Here is a 25744-nt window from a genome sequence, read left to right on the forward strand (position 1 = left end):
GGGCTGCGGCGAAGGCGCGACAGCGCAAGGCCGCCGTCAGCGCGACGGCAGGATCAGCAACTCGTCCGAGCCCGGCCGCCGCAGCACGTCCACCGGATGGCCGTACAGGTCGGACAACACCGGTGCGGTGCACACCCGGTCCGGCGGACCGCACGCGACCAGACGGCCGCCGGCGAGCAGCGCGATCCGGTCCGCGTAGGCGGCGGCCAGGTTGAGGTCGTGCAACACGATCACCACCGCGTCACCCCGGCGGGCCCGGGCGCGGGCCAGCCGCAGCACGTCCTCGGTGTGCTTGAGGTCCAGCGCCGCGGTGGGCTCGTCGAGGAACAGCACGGGTGCGCCCTGCGCGAGCACCCTCGCCAGTGAGACCCGGGCCCGCTCGCCACCGGACAACGACGGGTAGGCCCGGTCGGCCAGGTGCGCGACATCCGTCTCGGCCAGGCAGCGCGCCACGATGGCGTCCTCGGACTCCTCGCTCGGCAGTCCCGCGTGCGGCGCGCGGCCCATCCGCACCACCTCGTCCACCGTGAACGGGAAGGACAGCGTGACATTCTGCGGCAACACCGCGCGGCGCAAGGCCAGTTCGCGCTGCGAGTAGTCGGACAACGGCCGATCGGCGATCCGCACGGTGCCCTGATGCGGCGTCAGATCACCGGTGAGCAGGCCGAGCAGGGTCGACTTGCCCGCGCCGTTGGGTCCGAGCACCGCGACGATCTCGCCGTGTCGCACATTCAGCGAGACGCCGTCGACCAGGTTGCGGCCGGCGACGGCGAAGCCGACGTTCTCGGCCTCGACGCCGATCGCGCCGGACTCGGGAGTGGGCGCGGTCGCCGCGCCGCGATTCCGGGCGAGCAGCCTCATCAGGCCCAACCTCCTTGTCGGGAACGGGTCCTGCGCAGCAGCCACAGGAAGAACGGGGCACCGATCAGCGCGCTGAGCACACCGAGCGGTACCTCCTTGGGCATCGCGATGGTGCGCGCCGCGAGGTCGGCGCCGACGGTGACGAGCGCGCCCAGGACGGCGCTCGCCGGCAGCAGCAGCCGGTGTCGGGGACCGGCGATCAGCCGGATGATGTGCGGAACGACCAGGCCGACGAAGGTGATCACCCCGGCCGCGGCGACCGCCGCACCGACCAGGGTGGCGCTGAGCACGACCACCACGATGCGGACCCGTTCGGTGTCCACGCCCAGGTGTCGGGCGCCGCGTTCGCCGAGCGCCATGATGTCCAACGCCCGGGCGTACCGGGGCAGGATCAGCAGGCCGATGATCGCGAACGGCGCGAGCGCGCCGATGATCTTCCAGCTCGCCCCGCCGACGCTGCCCAGGTTCCAGAAGGTGATGCTGCGCAGTTCGGCGTCGTCGGCGACGAAGGTGAACAGCCCGATCGCGGCGCCGGCCAGCGCGTTGATCGCGATGCCGGTCAGTACCAGGGTGACCACTTCGGTGCGGCCGTCCGCACGGGAGAGCAGGTAGACGAACAGCGTGGTGATCAGGCCGCCGGCGAAAGCGAAGGCGGTCACCGTCCAGGAGCCGAACGTGGAGACGCCCATCACGATCGCGCCCACCGCGCCCAGTGCCGCGCCGGAGGACACCCCGATCACGCCGGGCTCGGCGAGCGGGTTGCCGAACACGCCCTGCATCGCGGCCCCGGCGCAGCCCAGGCACGCGCCGACCATGATGCCGAGCACGATGCGCGGGAAGCGGATGTTCCACAACACGGCCTCGTTGGCCTGCGACACGTGGCCGATGTCCAGGCCCAGGTGGTGTAGTACCGAGGAGAGCACCTGATCGGACGGGATGTCGAAGGCGCCCATGCCGGCCGACACGACGCTCGTGGCCAGGAGCAGCAGCACGAGCGTGGGCATCAGCCACCGGCCGTGTTTGCGTGGGGTCGCCACCACGGGGGCAGCCGCGTCCGGAGCCTTCGGCTCCGAGGCCGCCGTCTCCGGATCCGCCGCCACCGGCGCCGCGGTCTTGGTGAGTTCGACCACGGGCGGCGGTGAAGCCGGTTCGTCCGTGGGTTCTTGACGCTCCGTCACCGTTGCCACGGGCTCCCCTGTACCTTCCCGTCGTGTGTCCGCGGGCGCCGCGCGGACCGAGAGGGCCCGGCCGGCGCCTGCGCGGCGGCACGGGCCGAGGCTCGGCCGACCCTAGCCATGCAGCAGATCGACGAGCTTGTTCAGCGCGACGCCCGCGGTCGGACCGCCACCGCCCAGTTCCAGGTCGTCCATCGCGACGACCTTGCGGTTCTGGCCGGCGGGCGTTTGTGCGACACCCGGCAGCTTGAGCACGCCGTCGACGCCGCCGACCGACTCCAGGCCCTTCTGGAAGACCAGGATGACGTCGGGCTTGGCCGCGACCATCGCCTCGGGGGTCAACGCGGCGGACATCTCCACGCCCAACTCGGTGCCGGTGTCGATGCCGCCGGCGGCGGTGATCATGCTGTCCGGGCCCAGGCCCTTGCCGCCGATCTGGTACAGGTTGGCCTGCCCGCGGATGTACAGGAACGCCACGCGCGGCTTGGTGGTGGCCTGCGCGCCCTTGGCCTTGGCCGTGGCGATCTCGCCGGCGGTCCGGTCGGCGAGCGTCCTGCCCTTGTCCGGCACGCCCAGCGCGGTGGCGATGGTGGTGATCCGGGTGATCGCGTCCTCGGGCTTGCTGCTGTCCGGGATCAGCACGATCGGTACGCCGGCCGCCTTGAGTTGGTCGATCGCGCTGCGCGGCCCGACCGAGGCGCTGCCGATGGCGACCGTGGGCCGCTGGGCGAGGATGCCCTCGGGGTTGAGGGTCCGCGAGTTGCCGAAGGTCGCCTTGCCCTTGCTCTCCGGCAGGACCGCGCCGGAGGTGTCCACGCCGACGACGTTCGAGGCCAGGCCGAGCGCGTACACCGTCTGTGCGATGTCGCCGCCGAGCGGGACGATCCGGCTCGCGTCCTTGACGGTGACCTTGCCCATCGTGGTGTCCACCGTGGCGGGCAACGCCGTACCGGCTGCGGCCTGGCCGGTCTTGCCGTCGGACTTGTCTTCGTCGTCGCCACCGCACGCCGTGGCGAACGCGGTGATGGCGAGGACGGCCGCGGCCACCTTCAAGCTTGTTCGACGCAGACGCATCCGGCGGCCTTTCGAGCTGTGGAGTAGGCGGACGAGCGGCCCGATTTCTTAGGCAAGCCTTGCCTGTCCTACTGCGCAACTTAAAGGTGAGGCTTGCCTAACTTCAAGCCCGGGTCGGGTGGACAACGTCACACGCGAGCCGCGGTCCACTCCCCCGGCAGCGGCAGGCGCAGCACCAACACCGCCGCGTCGTCGACGTTGCCGGTCTCGTCCGCCGCCGCGAGCACCGCGTCCGCGATCGCCTCGACGCCCGCGTCGGCGCACCCGCGGGCCCGCTCGGCCGCCCGCTGCAGGCCGATGTCGATGGGCCGTTCGCGCGACTCCACCACTCCGTCGGTGACCAGCACGACGATCGAGCCCGGGGTCAGCCGCAGCTCGTGGGTCGGGTAGTCCGCGCCCTCCAGGATGCCGAGCACCGGCCCGCCGGGCGTCTCCAGCACCTGCGATCGCCCGTCCGGGGTGAGCACGATCATCGGTACGTGGCCCGACCGGCCCACCGCGCACGCACCGGTCGCCGGGTCGATGCCCAGCAGCGTGCAACTGGCGAAGGCGTCCCGGTGCAGCGCGGCCAGCAGGTCGTTGGTCCGGCGCAACACCCGGCCCGGGTCGGCGTCCTCGGCCGCGAAGGCCCGCTTGGTGGTGCGCACCTGCCCCATGAACGCGGCCGCGTCCACGTCGTGGCCCTGCGCGTCGCCGATGGCCACCAACGCGGTGCCGTCATCGCGGGCGATCACGTCGTACCAGTCGCCGCCCACCGACAACCCGTCCCGGGCCGGCGCGTAGCGCACCGCGACCTCCAGGCCCGGCACCACCGGCAGGCGCGCGGGCAGCATGGTGCGCTGGAGCGCCTCGGCGAGTTCGGCGCGGGCCTGTTGCAGCCGGATCCGCTCGATCGCCTGACCGGCCAACTGACCGAAGGTGCGCATCAGCGCCCGCTCGTCCTGGGTCGGCCGGTGCTCGCGGTCGTAGGTCACCGCGAGGCCGCCGATCGGACGGTCGCCGCCGGCGAACGGGATGATCGCGTACGCCCGGGCGTCGGTGGCCTCGATCAGTTCGGGCGCGTCGGGCCATCCCGCGGTGTGCTCCGCGAGCGATTCGACGAAGATCGGCTCTCCGGTGCGAATCGCCCACCCCAGCGGACGATCCGCGGTCGGGGCGATCCGCTCCAGGGCGGGCATCAGGTCCGCCCGTACCCCGGGCCCGAAGGACATCCGCAGCCGGTCGTGGTCCACCAGCGCGACCAGGGCGCCCGTACCGCCGAACACCGGGGCCACCCGGTCGAGCATCACCGCGCTCAGTTCGTCCTCGGTGACCGCGCGGATCAGCGCCGCGGACACCTCGGCCAGTCGCTCGCCGCGTTCGCGCGCCGCGCTCAGACGCCGCTCGGCCTCGGCGCGCAGCCGGACCACCTCGGTCTGGTCGTGGTCGACACCCACAATCACGTCGCGGCCGTCGATGCCCAGCCGGAGCCTGCGCATGTGCGACTCGACCCAGTGCCAACCGTCCGCGCCGCGCACCCGGAACATGGTGCGGTCCTCGTCGACGCCCCCGGGGCGAAGCGCCTCGATCCGTCGGGTGAGGTCCGCCCGATCCTCGGGGTGGACGTCGGCGAGCCAACGCGGGCCGGCGTCGCCGCCTTCGGCGTCCGCGTCCGGAGCGTGCAGCCGTGGCCGGCCGCCGTGCCAGCGCCACGTGCCCGAGTCCGGGTCCCACGTCCACAGTCCGAATCCGCCCAGTTTCGCGGCCAGGCGGAAGTGCACGAGCTGGGCCTCCAGCTCGCTGTGCCCGCGCAGCTCGCGCAGCACGGTGTCGGGTCCGTGCGCGACCGCCTCGAACAGGCAGACCACCGCGATGCCGTCCGCGGTCGGCAGCTCGACCACCTTGGTCGCCGGCCGCCCCGGCGTGGCTCGCGCCTCGCGGACCAGCTCCCGCCACGCCTCCCGGGCGTCGGGCCCGAGTCGGTCGCCGATCAGGGACGGGAGCGGTTGTCCGGGCGCCTCGCCGAGCAGGCCGACGGCCCGGGCGAAGCGTGGCGTGCGGGCCAGGATCCGGCCGTCCGCTCCCACCCGGGCGGCCGCGACGGCCGGGTCGAGCACGATCTCCGTGATTTCTCCGCCTCGCCTCATCGCCGTGTCGGGCCGGTCGCCACACATGCGCATGCGTGGACACGCCGCGGCGGCGTGGGGGCTCGGCCCGTCCTCCTGATTCGACCGTAGCCGGGTCCGGGACACCTCGCTCAGGGACCATGCACCCCACGCACGGGGACCTTGGACCCGTTCGTTCGGCGCCGCCGAGTCCGCGCCGCGCGATCCGCTCCGCCCGGTCCGAGGCGCCCGTTGCGCGCGCCGCGCGGTCGTTTCAGCGCTCGCGCCAGGCCCGGCTGTGCCGGCGGATCTCGGCCGCGGAGAAGTTCTCGTGGTCCTCGCCCCACGCGGTGACGCCGTCGAAGGTCCACTCGGTGAGGCCGTTGACGGTGAACAGGTTCGGGTTCAGGAAGAAGCCGAGCCGGTTGTGCATGCGCCCCTCGGCGTGCAGTTCGCGGCCGAGTTCGTCCACCGCGTCGAGCACGATCCGGGTGGCCCAGCCGGTGGTGTCCTCGCGTTCGACCACCTCACGGCGGCCCTTGGCCAGCTTGGCCCAGGTGCCGTCGCGGAGCAGGTAGCCGTGGATGGACACGCAGCCCGTGCCGAAGTCCATGGTGATGCTGTGGAAGGCGTCCCGGTCGGAGGCAGTCGCGTAGCTGTAGCCGCCGCGTCTGGCGGGCGACTGCATCAGGCCGGGACCGAACTGCGAGCGCGGTCCCCACGAGCGGTCCCGGAAACCGTACGAGTCGACCGGGATCTCCTCGCCACGCAGCACGAGCGTGCCGGTGTAGCGGCCGGGCTGGTCGACGTGCTTTTCGCCGAGATAGTGCGGCGGCAGGACCCCGGTGAAGGTCAGGTCGACGTGGATCTCGTCGCCGCCGTCCGGGTCGTCGTAGCCGACCTCGTACACCCGTTGCGGTTCCACGCAGCGCACCCGGAAGCCGTTCGGCAGGCGCAGGTCGGTCAGGTCCTGGTCGGGGATCGGCAGATGCCAGAAGTTCTTGGCGTAGACCGCCTCGTGCGGATGTTGCCCGCTGTCGTCCCAGAAGTACGCGCCGCCCGCCGCGACCCCCTGGTTCGCCCGGAAGAACGGATAGAGCTGCCCGGACAGCCGCTTTTCCGGAACCGTGAAGGTGAACCAGGAGGTCTCCGACCAGTACGGGTCGTCGTTGGTCGGCGGGTGGAACATGTCGTCGGGGTGGTGAGTGGTCATGGCCAACGGGTACTACGGGTACTTGGCCGAGTCAATGACTTTCGCCGACGAGCACCGTGGGCGACCGCTCAGCCCGGCGGGCGACCGCCGTGCCGGCTATTCGAGGGTGACGTCCACTGTGAGCGGTCCCTCCGCGGCAACGCGGTCGATCCGGGTGATGTGTCCGGCCGCGCGCAGATCCGTCTCGACCAGGGCCGCCCGGGCCAACTGGGCCGGGGCGCCGGTGATCGTGACGCCCGCCACCTCGGCCCGCATCGACACCTGCGCGGCGGACTTGGCCTTGCGCACACCGGCGATCAACTCGGACGCGGTACCCAACAACGCCCGATCGGCCGCCGGCGCGTGCGGCTCGGGCCAACTCGCCCGGTGCACCGAGCCGTCCCGCCACCACGACCACACCTCCTCGGTCGCGAACGGCAACACCGGCGCGAGCAACCGCAGCAGTACGGACAGCGCGCTCGCGAGGGCGGCCCGGGCCGACGCGGCGCCCGCCGGCGACCCGGCCTCGCCGTAGGCGCGGGCCTTGACCAGTTCCACGTAGTCGTCGCAGAAGTACCAGAAGAACCGCTCGGTCCGGTCCAGCGCCCGCGCGTAGTCGTAGTCCTCGAACGCCTCGGTCGCCGCACGGACCACCTCCGCCAGTTCGGCCAGCAGCGCCAGGTCCAGCGGTTCGGTCACCGCCTCGGGGACCTCGACCGCATCGTGTGCCCGGTCCGCCTCGACCGCCGGGTCCGCCTCGGCCGCCGGGTCCGCGCCGCCCGCCTCTGCCGCGCCGATCGAGAGCACGAAGCGGCCGACGTTGAGCAGCTTGATCGCGAGCCGCCGGCCGACCTTCATCTGGCCGACGTCGAACGCGGTGTCCACGCCCGGCCGGCCGTTCGCCGCCCAATAGCGCACCGCGTCCGAGCCGTGTTGGGCGAGCAGGTCGACCGGGGTCACCACGTTGCCCTTGGACTTGGACATCTTCTTGCGGTCCGGGTCCAGGATCCAGCCGGAGATCGCCGCGTGCGCGAACGGCAGGCTTTCGTGCTCGGCGTCCGCCCGCACCACGGCGGAGAACAGCCAGGTGCGGATGATCTCGTGTGCCTGCGGCCGCAGGTCCATCGGGAAGACCCGGGCGAACAGGTCCTCGTCGCGACACCAGCCGCCCGCGATCTGCGGCGTGAGCGAGGAGGTGGCCCAGGTGTCCATCACGTCCGCGTCGCCGACGAACCCGCCGGGCTCGCCGCGCTGTTGCTCCTGGTATCCGGGCGGCACATCGGTGTACGGATCGATCGGCAGGTCCGCCTCGGCCGGGCGCAACGGCGTGTCGTGGCGCGGCCGGCCGTCCGCGTCCAGCGGGTACCACAGCGGCACCGGCACACCGAAGAAACGCTGCCGGCTGATCAGCCAGTCGCCGTTGAGGCCCTCGACCCAGTTGTCGTAGCGCACCTTCATGTGCGCCGGATGCCAGGTCAACTCGGCGCCCCTGGCCAGGAGTCGGGCGCGCAGGTCGGCGTCGCGTCCGCCGTTGCGCAGGTACCACTGCCGGGTGGTGACGATCTCGAGCGGCTTGTCGCCCTTCTCGTAGAACTTCACCGTGTGCGTGATCGGCTTCGGCTCGCCGATCAGCTCGCCGCTCTCGCGCAGCATCGCCACGATTCGCTCGCGCGCGGTGAACACGGTCGCGCCGGCCAGTCGCGCGTAGGCCGCGACCGCCTCGGGGGCGTCGATCCCGCTCGGCGGTTCGCTCAGGAAGCGGCCGTCCCAGCCGAGCACCGCCCGGGTTTCCAGGCGCAGTTCGCGCCACCAGGTGACATCGGTGGTGTCACCGAACGTGCACACCATGGCGATCCCGGAACCCTTGTCCGGATCGGCCAGCGGGTGCGCGTACACCGGCACCGCGACGTTGAACAGCGGCGTGCGCACGCTGTTCCCGAACAGGTGGGTGTAGCGGGTGTCGTCGGGATGTGCGACGAGTGCGACGCACGCCGGCAACAACTCCGGTCGGGTGGTCGCGATTTCCAGCGCATCACCGGTCGGCGCGCGAAACGCCAGGCGGTGGAAGGCACCGGGGCGCTCGCGGTCCTCCAACTCGGCCTGTGCGACGGCGGTGCGGAAGGTGACGTCCCACAGCGTGGGGGCCTCGGCCGGATAGGCCTCGCCGCGCTCCAGGTTGCGCAGGAAGGCCCGCTGGGAGGCGGTCCGCGAGACCGTGTCGATGGTCTGGTAGGTCATCGTCCAGTCGACGGACAGCCCGAGCAGCCGCCACAGTTCCTCGAACGCCTTCTCGTCCTCGTGGGTCAGCCGCTCGCACAGTTCGATGAAGTTCCGCCGGGAGACCGGGATCTGCTGCTTGCCGGGCGACGTGGGCGGCACGAAGTCGGCGTCGTAGGGCAGCGCGGGATCGCAACGCACGCCGAAGTGGTTCTGCACGCGCCGCTCGGTGGGCAGGCCGTTGTCGTCCCAGCCCATCGGGTAGAACACCTCGCGCCCGCACATCCGGCGGTAGCGCGCGATGGCGTCGGTGTGGGTGTAGGAGAACACGTGGCCCACGTGCAGCGATCCGCTGACCGTCGGCGGCGGGGTGTCGATCGAGTAGACCTCGTCGCGGGTCCGGCTCCGGTCGAAGCGGTATACGCCCGTCTCTTCCCAGACGCGCGACCATTTCGCTTCCAGCCCGTCGAGGGGGGGCTTGTCGGGCATGCGGGGGGAACCAGTCGGGGCAGCCATGCCCCCGGAGCGTACCCGGCGCCTCGTCCGGACTCGAACCGATTCCGGAGCCGGCAGTGGGTGTCGCGGCCGGTCGGTGGGCCGGGCCGGCCGGATCGGCGGGCCCGGCGGAGCCTGCGGGAGCCGCGGGTGCCTCGGAACGACGGGAGGTCCGCGAGTCGCCCATCGGGGGGGCGGGCGGCTCGCGGACCTCGGGGGCCGGTGACGCAGGGGTCAGGCGTCGGTGCGCAGCGCGCTGACGAATGTGCGCCAGGGGGTGCGGGCGAGGGTCAGCAGCCCGACGGCCGGGTCCTTGCTGTCCCGTACCTCGACGGCGCCGTCCGGGTGCGGGCGGATCTCGGTGCAGTCGCCGTTCTGCATGCTGTAGGAGCTCTTGAACCAACGGGGGGCGTTGTTCTCAGGCATGGCGTTCTTCCTTCTCGGTGGGCGAGTCGCTCCGGTTTCGAGCGGCTCGGTCTGCGAGTTGCTGGGCACTGGCCGCGATGAAGGCCTCCGACTCGACAGGGCTGAGCGCGATGCCCCGCAAGTCGGCGAAGACCTTGCCGTAGTGAGCGGTGTCCTGGGCTCTTTCCAGGTACGCGTGGCTGGTGATGTTCTCCAGCGAAACCACTTCCATCCCCGACGGGGGAGGGAATCCGTAGATCGAGAACGGCGTGGGGCCGCCCGGATAGGCGCCTGCCGAAAAGGGTAGTACTTGCACGGTCACGTTCGATAGTTGTGCAATTTCGATCAAGTGCACGAGTTGTTCCCGAAGCACCCGATGGCCGCCTATTTCCTGGCGCAAAGCGGCCTCGCCGATCACCATCAACACCTCCAGTGGGGCCGGTTCCTCGCGGGTGAGCACGCGCTGTCGATCCAGCCGCACCCGGACCCTGGTGCGGCACTGCTCGTCGACCGGTCCGACCGTGCCGCCGCGGATCACCGCCGTCGCGTACTCCTCGGTCTGGAACAACCCGGGAATGATGCTCGGCTGGAAGCCCAGGCAGGACGCCACCTCGGCCTCCAGTCCGATCAAGTCCAGGAAGTCCTGGGGAAGTTGATCGGCCAGGTCGCGCCACCAGCGCTGTCGGCGGCCCTCGCGGGCGAGCGCCAGCCAGCCCTCCCGCGCCTGTGCGTCGCCCACCTCGTACAGATCCAGCAGCGCCTTCAGATCCAGCGCCCGAATCCCACTGCGCCCGGACTCGATCCGACTGACCTTCGCCGGATGGCAGGAGAGGGCGTCGGCGGCGTCCTCCAGCAACAGCGACTTGTCCTCGCGCAGGCGACGCAGGTTGGCACCCAGAACGCGTCTGCGCACCGTCGGGTATTGCTCCGCGCCCATTTTTCCTCCCGCTCCCGAGCACTTCCGTCGAGGTATTCCGGCCGCGCCGAGGCTTCGAGCCGTTCATCATCTTTACCGGCTTCACCGGCTTCACCGGCTTTTCCGGGCTTCACCGCGGCGAGTCGCCCGTCATGGTACTCATGTCCGACACTCTGCAAGTCGAGTGAGTTGTTTGACTTGCACTTATTGCGCCCACCGAGGACGCTACTTACAGCGACACCTCGACCACCCGTCGGGCTGCTCGCGCAAGTGACCGATCGCGCCTTTTCCCGACCTTTGGGAGGCGAGGGAACGTGCTGCAGGAGCAAGATGCCGGCGTGAACCAGGCAGGGATCGCGTGGATCAGCGCCGCCACCCGCGATCCGCGCGAAACGCGGTACACGTGGCTGACCAACCCGGGTGCACGGCGCGCCGCGGACACCGGTCGTCTGTTCGACGCCGTGGTGATGCGGGTCGACCTCGGCGCCGCCGTGCTCGACCTGCTCACGGCCGCCGCCGAACCCGTCGGGGCGGTAATCGCCGAGGAACACGCGGGCAAGTGGGCCTATCTGGTCGGCCCCGGCAGCGCCGAGGCCTGGCTCGCCGCCGTCGGCCCCGCCGTCGGCCCGGCCGACGGCACCCGATACCACTACGTCGGCCACGGCGGCTGCCTCACCCTGCCCGGCCCGCGTCCCTACCCCGGCTCGTCGATGACCTGGATCGTGCGCCCGGGCCTGAGCACCAACCTGACCTGCGTCCCGACCTTGGCCGCCGCCTACCTCCACGCCGAATCCCACCGCCCCGGCCCCACGCCCTGAGCCGCCCCGGCACCCGAGGCCATGGCCCGTCGAAGCCGGAAACGGGCGCGAACTACGTGTGGGTGAGCGGGGACGGGCGGACGAAAGGGGTGTCGGTCGGGCGTAGCGAGGCGCGCGGACCGGCGGCGGTTCGGATCGCGTCGAGGCAGCGGGGTGGGTCCGCGGCGTAGATGTTGCTGAACCAGGCCATGTTGGCCTCGACCACCACCCAGTACTCCTCGGCCGTGTCGGCGGTGCCGGCCAGGCCGACGTCCACCACGACCGCGCCGGGTAGGTCGGCGGCGGTGTGGGCGAGCATCTCGGCGGCGAAGGCCAGGAGTTCGCCGGCCCGCGGATCCTCGGTGAGCGGCAGCGGGTCGAGTCGGCCGAAGCGCGCGTAGCGCGAGCCGGTGTGCACGACGCCGTCCAACACGAACAGCCGGTATTCGGCGACGAATGTCCGGATCTCACTGACCAGGACCGGGGTTTCGCCGGGAACGGCGGGCGGCAGTCGGGTGCCGTCGGCGTACACGGCCGCCTCGAACGACTTGTCGCTCGGCGGCTTGACGAAAGCCGGCACGCGCAGCCGCCGCGCCTCGGCCATGGTCGTCCGCGTGATCGCCCGCCGGGTCCAGCGCTCGTCCAGCGTGGTCAGCCAGTGGTCGGCCGGCTCCAGCAAAGCTATGTCCAGCGACTCGGCCACCGTGTCGGCGAACCGGGGTCCGCCGTAGTAGACCGCCGATCCGCGCAGGTCGGGCCGCGGACCGTCGAGCACGGCGACCGCCATGCCGCGCTCGACGGCGGCGCGGGCCAACAGGTCTGCGGTCGTGGTGGCTTGCGCGGACAGGGCCAGGGTCTCGATCACGATCGCACGTTAGGGCGTGTAGCCCGGCGCGGCGACCGGGTTTCGGATAGGAATTGCACGAGGGCTCGGTCAGGGGGACGGTGTGTGGAACGCGATCGTGGATGTGGCCGATGTGTGTCACTCCGAAGGGCTTCATCCGATCGGCGCGAAGGGGCCTTTTGCGGCCCGGCTCGACGCGGTCGTGAGCGCGTGGCGGGCCCGGCACGGTGCCGGCGTCCGGGTCGAACTCGTGGTGGCCAAGGCGCTGTTGCCGGCTCTGGACGCGGCCGACCGCAGCGAATTGTCGCGCCGCGCGGCCCGGGGCGAGGTGAGCGTGCGTGCGGTCGCGGACACGTTCCTGCTCGAACGCGCCGAGGCCGAGGGGCTGCACGTGCTCAGCGGGGACCTCTTCCTCGACTTCCGTGCTCGGCATCCGTGGGTCCGGTCGCACCCGGAACGTTTCCATCACTGGCACCAGGACGAGCACGGCGTGCACTTCGTCCCGCGCGGCATCGACCCCGAGCCGCTCCGACCGCTCGCGCCGGAGGAAGACGTCGAAGGGCTCGACGGGTCCGCGCGGCCGCACCCGGGCCCGGAGATCCTGAACACCCGGTGGCGGTGCATCGAACCGCGCTGTCCGTACGCGCGCACGTGGACGGGCCTGATCCCGGTGTGGCCGCGCGTGGACGTCGGCGCGCGGGCGCTCTGCCCGGAGTGCGCGAGTGTGCTCGCGGCCCAGGGCCCCCGGCGGGCGACCCGACAGGTGGAGTTGGCCGACCACGCCACCGGCGAGTCGATCGAACGCCTGCCGCTGGAGTTGGGCATCAATCTGGTCCTGGGCCGGGGCCGGATCGCGAACGGCTACAACCTGGGCACCCGGCAGCACCGATTCGGCGAGGCGGTGCGCTACGTCAGCCGGCAGCACCTACTGCTGCGCTTCGCGACCGGACGCGCCGGTGAGCGGGTGCTCGCGGTCGACCTGGGTTCGGCCAACGGCACCGAGATCGAGCGCTGGAACGGAGCCGGCCACGAACCCGGTCGGCCGTTGGCCGTCGACGTGGAGGAGATGCTCGCCCCGCGCGACCGGCTCGTGCTCGGCGGCGGTGTGCGCGTCGAGGTCGGCGCGCACGACTTCGACCCGAAGGCCGCGCCGCGCGACGTCGAGCACACCGAGCACGTGGCGCGGCGGGCCGTACCGCGGGGATGAGCCGGGGGCGGGCGCGAACCGCAGGGCTCGGCGGGCGGTAGCGTTCGAGGCGGGGCGGGGGCGGACGTGAGACGAGAGGGGTGGCGTGAGCAGCGTCGACACGGTGTCGTTGCAGGACCTGTGGGACCGGGTGGTCGGAACCCAACCGGATCCGCCGAGTTGGCTCGCGCTCGTGACCGGGGCGGTCGCGGTCGTGGTGGTGCTGTACCGCCCGACCTGGCGACCGCTGCGCTCGGTCGTGACGATCGCGCACGAAGGCGGGCACGCGATGGTCGCGCTGCTCAGCGGGCGCCGATTGTCCGGCATCCGACTGCACTCGGACACCTCCGGGGTGACCGTGTCGGTGGGCAAGCCGACGGGCCTGGGCATGATCTTCACCGCGATGGCCGGCTACATCACGCCGTCCATCCTGGGCGCGGGTGGTGCGGCGCTGCTCGCGGGCGCGCACATCACCATGGTGTTGTGGGTGGCGCTGGTGCTGCTCGCGCTGATGTTCATCGCGATACGCAACTGGTTCGGCGCGCTGGTGCTGCTGACCACCGGCGGGGTGATCTTCGCGATCTCCTGGCTGGCCAGTGCGCGGATCCAGGCGGCGTTCGCGTACCTGCTGGTGTGGTTCCTGCTGGTGTCCGGGGTGCGGCCGGTCTTCGAGCTTCAGCAAATGCGCGGTCGTGGCCGCGCGCCGTGGTCGGACGCGGATCAGCTCGCCGACCTGACCAAGATCCCCGGGACGGTGTGGGTCGGCTTCTTCGGCCTGGTCTCGGCCGCGGCCCTGGGCATCGGCGCGGGCTCGCTGCTCACCTGAGCGCTGCCGCACACCAAAACGATCGGCCCGACGCCGGCCGGCTCCACCTCGCGGTGGGGCCGGCCGGCGTCGTCCCACGTCTCGTGGAACCCGCGATCAGAGCGCGTCGGGCAGCTTCGCGAGCACGCCGTCGTAGATCCGCTTGAGCCCGGCGGGCGCGAAGGTCTTCTCGAAGAAGCCCCCGATGCCGCCCGCCCCGTTCCACACCGTGACGACCTCGACCCGGCTGCCCGCGCCCGCCGGCGACACGGTCCACGTGGTGACCATCGACGAGTTGGCGTCGGTCTCCACCAGCGTCAGGGGGGCCGGCTCGGTGACCGTCACCAGGCAGTCTCGCGACCGCTTGCTCGTGGCCTGCAGCCGCCAGTGCGCCACCGTGCCGGCGCCCTTGCCGCCCTCGCGCACGTCGTACTCCGAGAAGTGCTCGGTGAGCAGCTTGGGCCGCACGTCCGCGTAATCGGCGACGGCCGCGAAAACCGTTTCCGGTTTCGCCGCCACAGTCGTCTGTGCGGTTGCCCTGACCTGCGCCATGACCACTCCTTGCCCTCGATTGCTGTCGGCCGGGTCAAGCAAACCACTCCGCCGCCCGGGTACCGAATCGCACTCCCCCCAGCGGCCGGTCGGCAACGGGTCTCAGGCGATCTCCACGCCGAACGAGCCTGCCAGTGCGGCGAGGTCGAACTCGTAGCCCTGGCCCTCCGTACGGAACTTCCAGCCGGCGCCGTGGCGGTAGAACGTGCCCAGCAGCAACACCCGTTCGACGGTGGCGGCGTCGAGCACCGAGCGGACGAACGAGGTGGCCTGGAAAGGCGCCACGTCGATCTCGATCGGCCCGACCGCCGCGAATGTGCTCGCTCCGTCGACCGAGGCCGCGATGACGACGCGACGTACGTCACGTGGCAGCGCATCCAGTTCGAGCGTGACCGTCTGCTCGGCCGGGCCGGACGCGTCGAGGGCGACCGTCTCCGACGGGGTGGCCGGTTGGTTCCAGAACACGAAATCGGCGTCGCCGCGTACCCGTTCGTGCTCGTCGAGCAGAAAGGCCACGATGTCGATGTCCTCGTCCGGGCGCTCCCAGGCCCAGGACGCGTTCAGCGTCCACCGGCCCGGGTCGGCGCCGCCGGGCAGTTGCACGGTGCCGCCGCGCGGGAGGTTGTCGCCCCTACCGGCCGGGCCGGCCCCGGGCTCGGCTCGGGGGCCGGACTCGGGCGCGTCGGCGAGTGAGGCGTGCCATTGCGCCTCGGTCAGGCACACCGCGCCGAACGCCCGCGCCCGGGCGATCCGGGGATCGGTCGCCGCGCCGGGCAGCACCACCACGGTGTCCACGGTCGAGGTGAGGTTGATCCGGAGCCGAGCGCCGGAGTCGAGGACGAGTTGGCGCACCCGGCCGCCCTCGCCGTGCTCGTCCCGGCCCTGGAGGACCAGGACCTGACGCACCGTCGGGCGAATGGGGACGCGCGGCGGAGCGACCGGGGCCGGGCCCGACGGGGGCGCGCTCGGCGCCTCGGCCGGGACGGGCGCCTGGATCGCACCGGCCGCGCCGGCCACGGATGCCGGCCCGCGATCCGTCTCGGGCTCCGGGTCGGGCTCCGTACGGGGCGCCGGAAGCACCGCCGGCGCGACCACCGGCGCCGCCGTCGGGCGGGCCACCGCCGTGCCCGGCGACACCCGCGCCAACAAGCGCGCGAACGTGGCCTCGTCGATCACCGGTGTACCCAGTTGCGCGGCCTTGCGGTTCTTGCCGCTGCCGCTGCCCGCGTCGTCGGTCACCAGCACCGAGGTCTTCCCGCTGACCGAGGTCGCCACGTACAGACCGGCCTCGGTCGCCCGCCGCTCCGACTCCTCGCGCGATCGGCCGCCCCCGCCGGTGAACGCCACCCGCATGCCCTGGATCAGCCCCACCCCGAGGTCGAGCCGGCCCGGATTCGTCCACGGGCAGGGCGCCTTGGCCGACACCGACCGCTCGGGACGGCGCGTGCGGGCGGCGGCGGCGCGGCGCAGCCCGGAGCCGGCGTCCGGCACGGTCAGCGGCAGCGGCAGGCCGGCGCCCGCCGCTTCGTGCAGGCTGTACCGGAAGATCTCGCCGAGCACCCGGGCGTCGTCCACCGCGTCGTGCGCGCGCAGTTGCCGCACCCGGTAGTGCGCCGCGAGGGTGGCCAGTCGGTAGTCGCCGATCGGCAGTTCCAGGTGCCGGGCCAGCGCCATCGTGCACAACCGCCGCCGCATCGGCCACGGCGTGTCCAGACGGCCGAACTCCGCGGTCAACATGCCCCAGTCGAACGGCGCGTTGTGCGCGACCAGGACTCGTCCGGCGAGGTACTCGGCCAGGTCGTCGGCGATCCGGTCGAACGTGGGCGCGCCCGCGAGCCGTTCCGGGGTCAGGCCGTGGATGTGCACCGGTCCGGGATCGCGTCGCGGGTCCACCAGCGTCGACCAGCGGTCGGTCACCGTACCGGCTCGGTCGAGTAACTCCACGGCGACCGAGACGATGCGATCCGAACTTCGCAGCCCGGTGGTCTCGACGTCGACGACCGCGTAGTCGCCGGGGTAGTCGGCGGGCCAGGGAACCAGGGATGTGACTGTCACTCACGGACCGTACAACGCGCCGGTGGAACGTGCCGGGCAGAGCGCGCAATCCGGGGCGCGGTGTGCGAGCCCGCTCGACATCGTGCGGCACCGACGGTTTCGACGGATGTCCGCCCGGGTCACGTGCAGCGTGTACCGGCCGCCGGCAGTTCGCCCTTGATCAGGTAGGTCTCCACCGCGGTGTCCACGCACGTGTTCCCGCGGTTGTAGGAGCCGTGCCCGTTGGCCTCGCGGGTGAGCAGGACCGCGCCGGGCAGTTGCGGGGTGAGCGCCTGGGCCTGCTCGTACGGCGTCGCCGGGTCGCCCGTGGAACCGACGATCAGCACCGGCGGCGCGGTCGGCGCGCTGATCGGGCGGGCCCGATCGGCGCCGGCCGGTCGGCACTGCGCGGCGAAGGACCAGGCCACGCCGGGTCCGGTGATCGGCAGCGGGTCGGCCAGTTCCTTGGCCAGCGCGTCGGCCTCGGCGATGGTCAACTGCCGTCCGTCGGCACAGTTGATCGTCACATTGGCCGCGGCGTGGTCGCGCGGGTAGGAGCCGTCCTCCTCGCGGCCCAGCCAGTAGTCGGTGGCCGAGGCGGCCCGGCGCGCGTCGTCGCCCAGGTAGATCGCCAGGGTCGCGCGCAGGTCCTTCCAGGCCTGTTCGCTGTAGACCGCCTGGGAGATCGCGTTGACGGCCTCACCCTCGCCGATGGTGCGACCGCCCGCGGCCTTGAAGGGCTTCTCGCCCAGCTTGTGCAGCCGGTCGGCGAGGGTGCGCACCGCTTCGTCGACCGTGCCGTCGAACGGGCAGTCCGACTGCTTCAGGCAGTCGGCCAGGAAGGCCCGGAAGGTCTGTTCGAAGCCGCGGGCCTGGCTGCGCGCGGCCGCGACCCGGTCCAGTGCAGGGTTCATCGGCGCGTCCAGCACCATCCGGCCGCTGTGGCCCGGGAACGTCTCCAGGTACACGGCGCCGAGGAAGGTGCCGTAGGAGTAGCCGAAGTAGTTGAGCTTGTCCTCGCCCAGCGCACCGCGCAGGACGTCGAGGTCGCCCACCACCTCCCGGGTGCCCAGGTGCGCGAGCAGCTTGCCGCCGCGCGCGGTGCAGCCGTCGGCGAACTCCGCGTAGAACGCCGAGATCGAGGCCAGTTCGGCCGCGTCGTCCGGGGTCGGGTCGAGGCCGCGCAGCCGGTCGATGCCGGCGTTGTCGACGCAGGTGACCGGGTTGCTGTCACCGGTGCCGCGCGGGTCGATGCCGACCACGTCGTAGCGTTCGGCGAGCGCCGGGCGTTGCCCGAACCCGGCCACCATGCGCAGCACGCCCGATCCCGGGCCGCCGGGGTCGACGGCCAGCACGCCCAGCCGCTCCCCCGTGGCCTTCTTGCGGTACGCCTGCACCTCGATCGCCTCGGCCGCCGGATTCGCGTAGTCCAGCGGCACCCGCAACTTCGCGCACTCCAGCAGGCTTTCGTCCGCCTTGGTGGCCTTGTCGTCGGCGCACTTTGCCCAGGCCGGCTTCCGGCCGTAGAACTCCTTGAGCGCCGGGTCGTCCGCACCGATCGGCTTGGCCGTCGGGGTGCTCGCGGTGGCGGTACCGGTGGGCGAAGGCGCGGCGGTGGGCCGCCGCTCGGTCTTCGACTCGGCTCCGCCGCCGGAGCCGCCGCACCCGGCGGCCAGCACGAGGGCGAGGCCGACGGGAGCGATGCGTCGCAGGCGCGACGCGTATATGGAGGTGGTCACGGCGCCAAGGATTATCAGTAACCGACCGACTGTGCCCACTATTTGTTTGGCTGATACTTCTCCAGTTCCGGAATGACCTCTTTGCCGAGGATTTCGATCGTCCGCAGGATGTCCTGGTGTTCCAGGAAGCCCCACTGGACGTAGCAGATCAGTTCGTCCACCCCCAGGTCCGCGTAGCGCTTCATCTTGCGTACGCAGGTCTCCACGTCACCGATCACGATCATGTCCGCCGCGTCGAAGGTCTCCACCGGGACGTTGCCCTCGAACATCGGCTTGAGCAGCGGGAAGGTCTTGTCCTGCTCGGCCGGGGACAGGTGCGGCAGTTCCCATTCGAGGGTGAACATGGCCAGGTTCTTGTACCACCACGCGACCGAGTCCCAGACCCGCCGGTCGACCTGCTTGCTCCCGGTGGTGTGCACCAGCGTGTAGGCCGCGACCTTGTTCGTGGTCACGTCGGTGAGCGGGGTCGGGTTCGCCGCCGCCGCGCGGTAGGCGGCGACCTGGGCGGCCATCGTCTCCAACGGCTGCATGATCGAGAAGGACAACATGCCCAGCCCGTTGCGACCGGCGATCTCCGCCGAACCCTGCGAGGTGGCTGCCATCCAGCACGGTGGGTGCGGGTCCTGGAACGGCTTGGGGGTGACCATCCGGCGCGGGAAGGAGAACCGCTCCGACTCGTACTCGAAGTACTCCTCGCGCCACATGCCGGTGACGATCTCGATCGCCTCGCGCCAGTCGTCCCGGGACTTGGCGATGTCCACGCCGAACGCGGTCTGCTCCATCGGGGTGGAGCGGCCGGTGCCCCACTCGACCCGGCCGCCGGACAGGATGTCCACGGTCGCGACCTTCTCCGCGATCCGCTGCGGCGGGGTGAAGCCGAACGGGGTCAGCGTGACGCCGAAGCCCATCCGGATCCGCTCGGTGATCCCGGCCAGGTGGCCCAGGAAGACCTCCGAGGCGGGCATGTGCGAGCGGCCCTCGCGAAAGTGGTGCTCGACCGCCCAGACGGTGTGGAACCCGACCCGGTCGGCCAGCCGGATCTGCTCGATCGCCTCGCGATACGCGCGCTGCTCCTCGCGCCGCTGGCCGTAGGGGTGTTCACCGTGCCACGGGCGCGGCACGTCCACTTCGTAGAGCACGTCGAGCTTCATCGGAGCACCCCATTTTCGATATGCTGAAAAATGTTTTCGAATCCCGTATTCCGTGGTCCCGAGTGTGACCCGCCCAGGTACCGGCCACAAGGTGCCCGCCGGGTCGGAAAGTCGCCGTCATGGTCCGTCCCGCCCTCGCCGCCGGTCGCGCGGTGGAGATCCTGAACTTCTTCGCCGCCCACCCGGGCGACGCCTACACGCTGTCCGAGCTGCACTCCGCCCTGGGCATCAACCTCGCGTCCGCCCTGTCGGTGCTTCAGGCCCTGGAGGACGCCGGCTACCTGGTCCGGCATCCGCGCCGCAAGACCTACGAGCTGGGCCCGGCCCTGGTCGCGCTCGGCGACGCGGCGCTGCGCGGCAATCGGGCGGTGGACCTGGCCCGGGCCGAGATGGGCGGGCTGGCCGACGAGTTCGCCACCGAGCTGATCGCCAGCGTCGCGGTGGGTGACGAGATCGTCATCCTGGCCGTGGAGGGCCGGCCGCAGTTGGCCTCGGCCGACGTCCGGGTCGGTCAGCGGTTGCGCATGGTGCCGCCGCTCGGCCAGGTCTTCCACGCGTGGTCGGCGCCGGCCGAGGTCGACGCGTGGTTGGACCGGCTGGACGAGCGTGTGCGCGGTACGGCCCGGGTGCATCTGCCGCCCACCCTGGCCGCGGTCCGCGAGCGCGGGTACTCGATCACCCTGGACAGCCCGACCCGGACCCGGATCGGCGGCACGCTGGAGCGTATGGCCGAACATCCGCGCGAGGCCGCGCTGCTGCGTGACCGGTTGGCCGAGTTGGCCGCCGCGCTGGGCGAGGAGGAGTACGAGCTGATCGCGGTGGACCCGGACACCGTCTACGACATCTCGACCCTGGTCGCCCCGGTCTTCGACGCCGCCGGCCGGGTCGCGGTCGCTCTCACCCTGAACGGGCTCAAGGGCGTGACGGGCCGTCAGGTGATGGCCCACGGCGAACGATTGGGCTCGGTCGCGCGGCTGGTGACCCGCCGCTCGGGCGGCCGGGTACCGGAGTAGGCCGGGCGCCGATCGGGCACTCGCCCCGCCGGGCGGGTCGTGTTTCACGTACGTGTCGACCCGCTCACCGCGTGCGCACTCGCTCATCGTCGGGCAATGCGCGCGTAACACGGGGCGGGTTCCTTAACCCGCGCGTAACACCGAGGTATACGCCAGGAAACTCGGCCTGCCCACCCTGACCTGAGACCAGATCAGGCCCACGAGGGAGCCGCATGACCGTCGCGACCGACGCCCTGAACGCCGGAGACACCGCGTGGCTGCTCGTGGCCACCGCGCTCGTGCTGCTGATGACCCCCGCCCTGGCGATCTTCTACGGCGGCATGGTCCGGGCCAAGAGCGTGCTGAACATGCTGATGATGAGCTTCGTGGCGATCGCCGTGGTGACCGTGGTGTGGATCGCCTTCGGCTACGGCCTGGCGTTCGGCGACGATCTGGGCGGCGGACTGCTCGGCGCGCTCGACAAGCCGTTCATGGCCGGCATCAAGCCCACCGACCTGCACGGCACGGTGCCCGAGCTGCTGTTCATGGCCTTCCAGTTGACCTTCGCGATCCTGACCGTGGCACTGATCTCCGGGGCGATCGCGGACCGCACCCGGTTCAAGGCGTGGGTGCTCTTCTGCGCGGTGTGGGTGCTGTGCGTGTACGTACCGCTCGCGCACTGGGTGTGGGGGCCGAACGGGTGGATCGCGCACCGGCTCGGCGCGCTCGACTTCGCGGGCGGCCTGGTGGTCGAGATCAACTGCGGCGCCGCGGGCATGGCGGTGGCCCTGGTGCTCGGCCCCCGGATCGGCTTCAAGCGGGATCCGATGCGACCGCACAACCTGCCGCTCGTGGTGCTCGGCGCGGGTCTGCTGTGGTTCGGCTGGTTCGGCTTCAACGGCGGCTCGGCGCTGGGCGCGAACGGCCTGGCCGCACAGGCACTGGTGAACACGCAGGCGGCCGGGTGCACCGCGCTGATCGGCTGGCTCGCGGTGGAGAAGCGCCGGGACGGACACGCCACCACGCTCGGCGCCGCCTCCGGCGCGGTCGCCGGCCTGGTCGCGATCACCCCGGCCTGCGGCGTGGTGGACCTGCCCGGCGCACTGGTGATCGGCCTGGCGGCGGGTGTCCTGTGCAGCTTCGCGGTGGGCTGGAAGCACCGCTTCGGCTACGACGACTCGCTCGACGTGGTCGGCGTGCACTACGTCGGCGGCGTGGTCGGCACGCTGCTGATCGGCCTGTTCGCGGCCAAGGACGTCACCGGCGGCCCGGAGGGCCTGCTGCACGGCGGCGGCGCCGCGCTGCTCGGCAAGCAGTTGGTGGCGATCGTGGTGGTCTCCGCGTTCTCCTTCGGCGTCACGTACACGATCGCCAAGGCGATCGACCGCACCATCGGCTTCCGCGCCCACGCCGACCACGAACAACTGGGCCTGGATCTGGCGGTACACGCCGAAACGGCCTACGACCTCACCGCGTTCGCCGGCACCAAACGAACCGGCAGCATGCCCTTCCGCCCCGGCACCCAACCGGCCGAGGGCCTCGACGCGGACTGAGCCGACTCGCCGGTCGGGCTCCTTTCGGCCGCGTCCGCGTACGGCCGGCGCTCAGGAGCGGCCGGGCCGGCGCGTACGGCCGAGGGGGTCAGCGCGATCGGCGGACCAGGATTGCCGCCGTGGCGAGGCCGGCGATCGCGGCGCTCGCCGGCAGGAGCGCTCGGCGGGCGGCGAGCTTTCGGGCGTTGTGGTGGTCGAAGACGGCGCCGCTGGACTGGATCGAGAAGGCGGACCACACCGACTGGGCCGAGAACGCCGATGCCGCCCCCAGGTAGGAGCCGATCGACGCGGCGGAGAGCGCCGAGCCGATCGAGCCGAGGGACAGCGCGGAGCCGACCGAGCCCACCGACAACACCGAACCCACCGACCCGATCGACAACACCGAGCCTTCCGACGCGATCGACAACACCGAGTTGTGCGAGCGCCAGGACAGGATCGAACCGTGTGCGTCGACGGTGGACCGCTTCTTCGTCATGGGCCCAGTCTGCCCCAACGCCGGGCCCCGGGTTCACATCCGGTCGACCGCGACCACCCGCAACACCGCGCGCCCGGTCTCGTCCGACTCGGTCAGGTCCACCTCGGCGGTGATCCCCCAGTCGTGGTCCTGGGCCGGGTCGTCGAACACCTGGCGGACCCGCCACGCGGAGTCCTCCTTGGTGATCTGCATGAGCTTGGGGCCGCGCGCGTCGGGACCGGTGCCGATCGAGTCGTGCTCGTCCCAATAACCCTCCAGCGCGTCCTGCCAGCGCTCCGCGTCCCAGTTGCCGTCGCCCTCCTGCTCGGACAGCTCGCCGAGCTGGAAGTAGCGCCGCAACGCCGCGAGTTCCACCCGACGAAAGAGCGCGTTGCGCACCAGCACCCGAAACGCCCGCTCGTTCGCGGTGACCGGCGTGGTGCGGCCCTCGATGTCGTCGAGTTCCTCCTGGGTCGCGTCCGGATTGGCCAGCTTCTCCCACTCGTCGAGCAGGCTGGAGTCGACCTGGCGGACCAACTCGCCCAGCCACGCGATCAGATCGTGCAGGTCCTCGTTCTTCGCGTCGTCCGGCACGGTCTGGTTGAGCGCCTTGTAGGCGCTCGCCAGGTAGCGCAGCACGATGCCCTCGGTGCGCGCGAGTTCGTACCAGCCGACGTAGTCGCCGAAGGTCATCGCCCGCTCGTACATGTCCCGCACGATCGACTTGGGCGACAGCGGGTGGTCACCGACCCAAGGGTGGCTGCGCATGTAGATCGCGTAGGCGTGTTCGAGCAACTCCTCTAGCGGGCGCGGGTATTGGATGTCGGCGAGGCGCTCCATCCGCTCCTCGTACTCGATCCCGTCCGCCTTCATCTGCCCGACCGCCTCGCCCTTGGCCTTGTTGAGCTGCGCGGCGAGGATCTGGCGCGGATCGTCGAGCGTGGCCTCGACCACCGAGAGCACGTCCAGCGCGTAGGTCGGTGCCTCCGGGTCGAGCAGGTCGAACGCGGCCAGCGCGAAGGTGGACAGCGGCTGGTTGAGCGCGAAGTCGGCTTGGAGGTCCACGGTGAGGCGGACGGTCCGGCCCTCCTCGTCCGCCTCGGCGAGCTTCTCCACCACGCCGCCGTCCAAAAGCGAGCGATAGATCGCGATGGCCTGCCGGATGTGCCGCAACTGTTGGGCGCGCGGCTCGTCGTTGTCGGTGAGCAGGTGCCGCATCGCCTCGAACGCGTTGCCGGGCCGGTTGATCACCGCGAGCAGCATCGCGTGGGTGACCCGGAAGCGCGACGCCAACGGCTCCGGCTCGGCCTCCTGGAGCCTGGTGTAGGTCTCCTCGTTCCAGCCGACGAAGCCCTCGGGGGCCTTCTTGCGGACCACCTTGCGGCGCTTCTTCGGGTCGTCCCCGGCCTTGGCCAGCGCCTTGATGTTCTCGATCTCGTACTCGGGGGCCTGCGCGACCACGTTGCCCACCGTGTCGAAGCCGGCCCGCCCGGCCCGCCCGGCGATCTGGTGGAACTCGCGCGCCCGCAGCCGGCGCACCCGCTGGCCGTCGTACTTGGACAACGCGGTGAACAACACCGTGCGGATCGGCACGTTGACCCCGACGCCCAGCGTGTCCGTACCGCAGATCACCTTGAGCAGACCGGCCTGGGCCAGGCGCTCCACCAGCCGGCGGTACTTGGGCAGCATGCCCGCGTGGTGCACACCGATCCCGTGCCGCACCCACCGCGAGAGCTGCCGGCCGAACTTGGTGGTGAACCGGAAACCGCCGATCACCGACGCGATCTGGTCCTTCTCCGCGCGCGTGCACATGTTGATGCTCATCAGCGACTGGGCCCGCTCGACCGCCGACGCCTGGGTGAAGTGCACGATGTAGATCGGCGCCTCACGCGTGGTCAGCAGCTCCTCGATGGTCTCGTGCAGCGGAGTGACCCGATAGGAGAAGTACAGCGGGACCGGGCGGGTGGCCGACTTGACGATCGCGGTGGTCCGACCGGTGCGCCGCTTGAGGTCGCTCCGGAAGCGGTCCATGTCGCCGAGCGTCGCGGACATCAGCAGGAACTGCGCCTTCGGCAGTTCGATCAGCGGGATCTGCCAGGCCCAGCCCCGATCCGGGTCGCCGTAATAGTGGAACTCGTCCATCACCACGAAGCCGACGTCCGCGTCCGCGCCGTCGCGCAGCGCGATGTTGGCCAGCACCTCGGCGGTACAGCAGATGATCGGCGCGGTCGCGTTGACCGAGGCGTCGCCGGTCATCATGCCGACGTTCTCGGTGCCGAACTGGGCCACCAGGTCGAAGAACTTCTCCGAGACCAGCGCCTTGATCGGCGCGGTGTAGAAGCTGCGCTCCTTGCGGGCCATCGCCGCGAAGTGCCCGCCGGCGGCGACCAGGCTCTTCCCCGAGCCGGTCGGCGTATTCAGGATCACGTTGTTGCCCGAGACCAGCTCGATCAGCGCCTCTTCCTGCGCGGGATACAGGGTGAGGCCGCGCTCTTCCGCGTACGCCGCGAAGGCTTCGTACAGGGCGTCGGGGTCGGCCTCGGCGGGGAGCAGATCGATGAGAGTCACCCGTCTATCCTGCCTGCTCCCGGCCCCGCGCCCGCACGCAACCCGGATACCGCCGATCCCCGCGCGTCGCCGCGGGCGGTCCGGGCGCCGGGCCGCCCGGCTTCCGGTGACGCGTGTCACATCCCTAGGGTCGCGGTGATCATCCGTCACCGGGGACAGGGGTGCTCGTGAGGCCCGCACGACGCATGGGGCAGTTGGGGCGCGTGGCGTTCGCGGGAACCCTGGCGGCCGGCCTGCTCGGCTGCACGACCCACGGCCGGACCGCCGCATCCGACGTCGCACCGACGGTGGAGGCGCTGCCGTACGACCCGAACGGGGACACCGGCGGGATCGGCTGGACGTTACGCCCGGTCGGGAGGACCCCTCCTCAGGCCGGCTACCGCCTGGTCGTCTCGACCGATCCCTACGCCGTCGACACGATCACCCGCGGCGGCGTGGACCCGAACGCCTGGGACAGCGGCCTGGTCCACTCCACCCGACATACGGGCATCCGCCCATCGGGCTTCCGCTACGAACCGGGCGCGACCTACTACTGGACCGTCCGAATCCGCGACACCCACGGCCACGACTCCCCCTGGAGCCCCAAAACCCGGTGGACGGCCCGCCCGACGCCCCAGGACTACGCACCGCAAGCCACCCGCACACCACAA

Annotated in this window: 21 protein-coding genes; 6 read left to right on the forward strand and 15 right to left on the reverse strand. The window is 71.5% G+C overall.

Translation table 11 applies throughout. The features are described from left to right. Positions 1-36: 36 nt before the first annotated feature. The 8 genes from ACZ4FV_RS06035 to ACZ4FV_RS06070 all read right to left on the reverse strand — a co-directional run bounded on the left by ACZ4FV_RS06035 (position 37) and on the right by ACZ4FV_RS06070 (position 10440). Entirely contained in the window at positions 37-861 is an 825-nt protein-coding gene (locus ACZ4FV_RS06035; protein WP_402239934.1) for a heme ABC transporter ATP-binding protein, read from the reverse strand. After that, the gene (locus tag ACZ4FV_RS06040) at positions 861-1961 is read right to left on the reverse strand and encodes a FecCD family ABC transporter permease (RefSeq protein ID WP_395869258.1); all 1101 of its coding nucleotides are present in this window, start codon (positions 1959-1961) and stop codon (positions 861-863) included. The genes ACZ4FV_RS06035 and ACZ4FV_RS06040 overlap by 1 nt, the downstream gene beginning before the upstream one ends. Positions 1962-2150: 189 nt before the next feature. Next, positions 2151-3083: a heme/hemin ABC transporter substrate-binding protein gene (locus ACZ4FV_RS06045; protein WP_465321961.1), complete on the reverse strand. Its 933-nt coding sequence runs from the start codon at positions 3081-3083 to the stop codon at positions 2151-2153. Between the two features lie 155 nt (positions 3084-3238). Then, positions 3239-5236: a SpoIIE family protein phosphatase gene (locus ACZ4FV_RS06050; protein ID WP_465321964.1), complete on the reverse strand. Its 1998-nt coding sequence runs from the start codon at positions 5234-5236 to the stop codon at positions 3239-3241. A 232-nt stretch (positions 5237-5468) separates the two neighbouring features. Continuing rightward, on the reverse strand, positions 5469-6407 hold the full coding sequence (locus ACZ4FV_RS06055; RefSeq protein ID WP_402239939.1) for a DUF7065 domain-containing protein: 939 nt from the start codon (positions 6405-6407) through the stop codon (positions 5469-5471). Positions 6408-6503: 96 nt separating this feature from the next. Beyond that, the gene (gene valS, locus ACZ4FV_RS06060) at positions 6504-9092 is read right to left on the reverse strand and encodes a valine--tRNA ligase (RefSeq protein ID WP_402239942.1); all 2589 of its coding nucleotides are present in this window, start codon (positions 9090-9092) and stop codon (positions 6504-6506) included. 240 nt (positions 9093-9332) lie between these two features. Beyond that, the gene (locus ACZ4FV_RS06065; RefSeq protein ID WP_395869014.1) at positions 9333-9524 is read right to left on the reverse strand and encodes a DUF397 domain-containing protein; all 192 of its coding nucleotides are present in this window, start codon (positions 9522-9524) and stop codon (positions 9333-9335) included. Next, positions 9517-10440 carry a helix-turn-helix domain-containing protein gene (locus ACZ4FV_RS06070; RefSeq protein WP_402239944.1) on the reverse strand — a complete coding sequence of 308 codons (924 nt, stop codon included), beginning with the start codon at positions 10438-10440 and terminating at the stop codon, positions 9517-9519. Before ACZ4FV_RS06070 ends, ACZ4FV_RS06065 begins: the two co-directional genes overlap by 8 nt. A gap of 317 nt (positions 10441-10757) precedes the next feature. Here ACZ4FV_RS06070 and ACZ4FV_RS06075 point away from each other — a divergent pair, with 317 nt between their 5' ends. Then, positions 10758-11237 (forward strand): hypothetical protein, encoded by a 480-nt coding sequence (locus tag ACZ4FV_RS06075; RefSeq protein ID WP_465321965.1) that lies wholly within the window; start codon positions 10758-10760, stop codon positions 11235-11237. Between the two features lie 52 nt (positions 11238-11289). On the opposite strand, the gene ACZ4FV_RS06080 is transcribed toward ACZ4FV_RS06075, so the two are convergent. Next, positions 11290-12081 carry an ATP-grasp domain-containing protein gene (locus tag ACZ4FV_RS06080; RefSeq protein ID WP_402239948.1) on the reverse strand — a complete coding sequence of 264 codons (792 nt, stop codon included), beginning with the start codon at positions 12079-12081 and terminating at the stop codon, positions 11290-11292. Between the two features lie 181 nt (positions 12082-12262). Between ACZ4FV_RS06080 and ACZ4FV_RS06085 the strand changes: the two genes are divergently transcribed. Continuing rightward, positions 12263-13267 carry an FHA domain-containing protein gene (locus ACZ4FV_RS06085; RefSeq protein ID WP_465321967.1) on the forward strand — a complete coding sequence of 335 codons (1005 nt, stop codon included), beginning with the start codon at positions 12263-12265 and terminating at the stop codon, positions 13265-13267. Between the two features lie 85 nt (positions 13268-13352). Further along, complete coding sequence (locus tag ACZ4FV_RS06090; protein WP_395869023.1) at positions 13353-14072, forward strand: M50 family metallopeptidase; 720 nt, start codon at positions 13353-13355, stop codon at positions 14070-14072. Positions 14073-14168: 96 nt separating this feature from the next. Here the strand turns inward: ACZ4FV_RS06090 and ACZ4FV_RS06095 are convergent, their stop codons facing one another. The 4 genes from ACZ4FV_RS06095 to ACZ4FV_RS06110 form a co-directional block, all read right to left on the reverse strand. After that, positions 14169-14603 carry an SRPBCC family protein gene (locus ACZ4FV_RS06095; RefSeq protein ID WP_395869025.1) on the reverse strand — a complete coding sequence of 145 codons (435 nt, stop codon included), beginning with the start codon at positions 14601-14603 and terminating at the stop codon, positions 14169-14171. Positions 14604-14705: 102 nt separating this feature from the next. Next, positions 14706-16658 (reverse strand): TerD family protein, encoded by a 1953-nt coding sequence (locus ACZ4FV_RS06100; protein ID WP_395869027.1) that lies wholly within the window; start codon positions 16656-16658, stop codon positions 14706-14708. 119 nt (positions 16659-16777) lie between these two features. Next, the gene (locus tag ACZ4FV_RS06105; protein WP_465321969.1) at positions 16778-18376 is read right to left on the reverse strand and encodes an alpha/beta hydrolase; all 1599 of its coding nucleotides are present in this window, start codon (positions 18374-18376) and stop codon (positions 16778-16780) included. A 38-nt stretch (positions 18377-18414) separates the two neighbouring features. After that, positions 18415-19527 carry an LLM class flavin-dependent oxidoreductase gene (locus ACZ4FV_RS06110; RefSeq protein WP_395869031.1) on the reverse strand — a complete coding sequence of 371 codons (1113 nt, stop codon included), beginning with the start codon at positions 19525-19527 and terminating at the stop codon, positions 18415-18417. A gap of 119 nt (positions 19528-19646) precedes the next feature. Between ACZ4FV_RS06110 and ACZ4FV_RS06115 the strand changes: the two genes are divergently transcribed. After that, entirely contained in the window at positions 19647-20540 is an 894-nt protein-coding gene (locus tag ACZ4FV_RS06115; protein WP_465321970.1) for an IclR family transcriptional regulator, read from the forward strand. 212 nt (positions 20541-20752) lie between these two features. Continuing rightward, positions 20753-22072 (forward strand): ammonium transporter, encoded by a 1320-nt coding sequence (locus ACZ4FV_RS06120; protein ID WP_395869036.1) that lies wholly within the window; start codon positions 20753-20755, stop codon positions 22070-22072. An 88-nt stretch (positions 22073-22160) separates the two neighbouring features. On the opposite strand, the gene ACZ4FV_RS06125 is transcribed toward ACZ4FV_RS06120, so the two are convergent. Continuing rightward, entirely contained in the window at positions 22161-22547 is a 387-nt protein-coding gene (locus ACZ4FV_RS06125; protein ID WP_395869038.1) for a hypothetical protein, read from the reverse strand. Between the two features lie 33 nt (positions 22548-22580). Then, the gene (locus ACZ4FV_RS06130) at positions 22581-25094 is read right to left on the reverse strand and encodes a DEAD/DEAH box helicase (protein ID WP_395869040.1); all 2514 of its coding nucleotides are present in this window, start codon (positions 25092-25094) and stop codon (positions 22581-22583) included. Positions 25095-25261: 167 nt separating this feature from the next. Between ACZ4FV_RS06130 and ACZ4FV_RS06135 the strand changes: the two genes are divergently transcribed. Then, positions 25262-25744 (forward strand): glycoside hydrolase family 78 protein (locus tag ACZ4FV_RS06135; protein WP_465321972.1); only part of this gene is annotated, 483 nt, incomplete at its 3' end.

The sequence above is a fragment of the Embleya sp. NPDC025285 genome (assembly GCF_055558835.1).

Bases quoted from the DNA above. Each gene is read 5' to 3' on its own strand.
- ACZ4FV_RS06035 (WP_402239934.1), bottom strand. From the start codon at position 861: ATGAGGCTGCTCGCCCGGAATCGCGGCGCGGCGACCGCGCCCACTCCC.
- ACZ4FV_RS06050 (WP_465321964.1), bottom strand. From the start codon at position 5,236: ATGAGGCGAGGCGGAGAAATCACGGAGATCGTGCTCGACCCGGCCGTC.
- ACZ4FV_RS06055 (WP_402239939.1), bottom strand. From the start codon at position 6,407: ATGACCACTCACCACCCCGACGACATGTTCCACCCGCCGACCAACGAC.
- valS (WP_402239942.1), bottom strand. From the start codon at position 9,092: ATGCCCGACAAGCCCCCCCTCGACGGGCTGGAAGCGAAATGGTCGCGC.
- ACZ4FV_RS06065 (WP_395869014.1), bottom strand. From the start codon at position 9,524: ATGCCTGAGAACAACGCCCCCCGTTGGTTCAAGAGCTCCTACAGCATG.
- ACZ4FV_RS06070 (WP_402239944.1), bottom strand. From the start codon at position 10,440: ATGGGCGCGGAGCAATACCCGACGGTGCGCAGACGCGTTCTGGGTGCC.
- ACZ4FV_RS06095 (WP_395869025.1), bottom strand. From the start codon at position 14,603: ATGGCGCAGGTCAGGGCAACCGCACAGACGACTGTGGCGGCGAAACCG.
- ACZ4FV_RS06110 (WP_395869031.1), bottom strand. From the start codon at position 19,527: ATGAAGCTCGACGTGCTCTACGAAGTGGACGTGCCGCGCCCGTGGCAC.
- ACZ4FV_RS06115 (WP_465321970.1), top strand. From the start codon at position 19,647: ATGGTCCGTCCCGCCCTCGCCGCCGGTCGCGCGGTGGAGATCCTGAAC.
- ACZ4FV_RS06120 (WP_395869036.1), top strand. From the start codon at position 20,753: ATGACCGTCGCGACCGACGCCCTGAACGCCGGAGACACCGCGTGGCTG.
- ACZ4FV_RS06125 (WP_395869038.1), bottom strand. From the start codon at position 22,547: ATGACGAAGAAGCGGTCCACCGTCGACGCACACGGTTCGATCCTGTCC.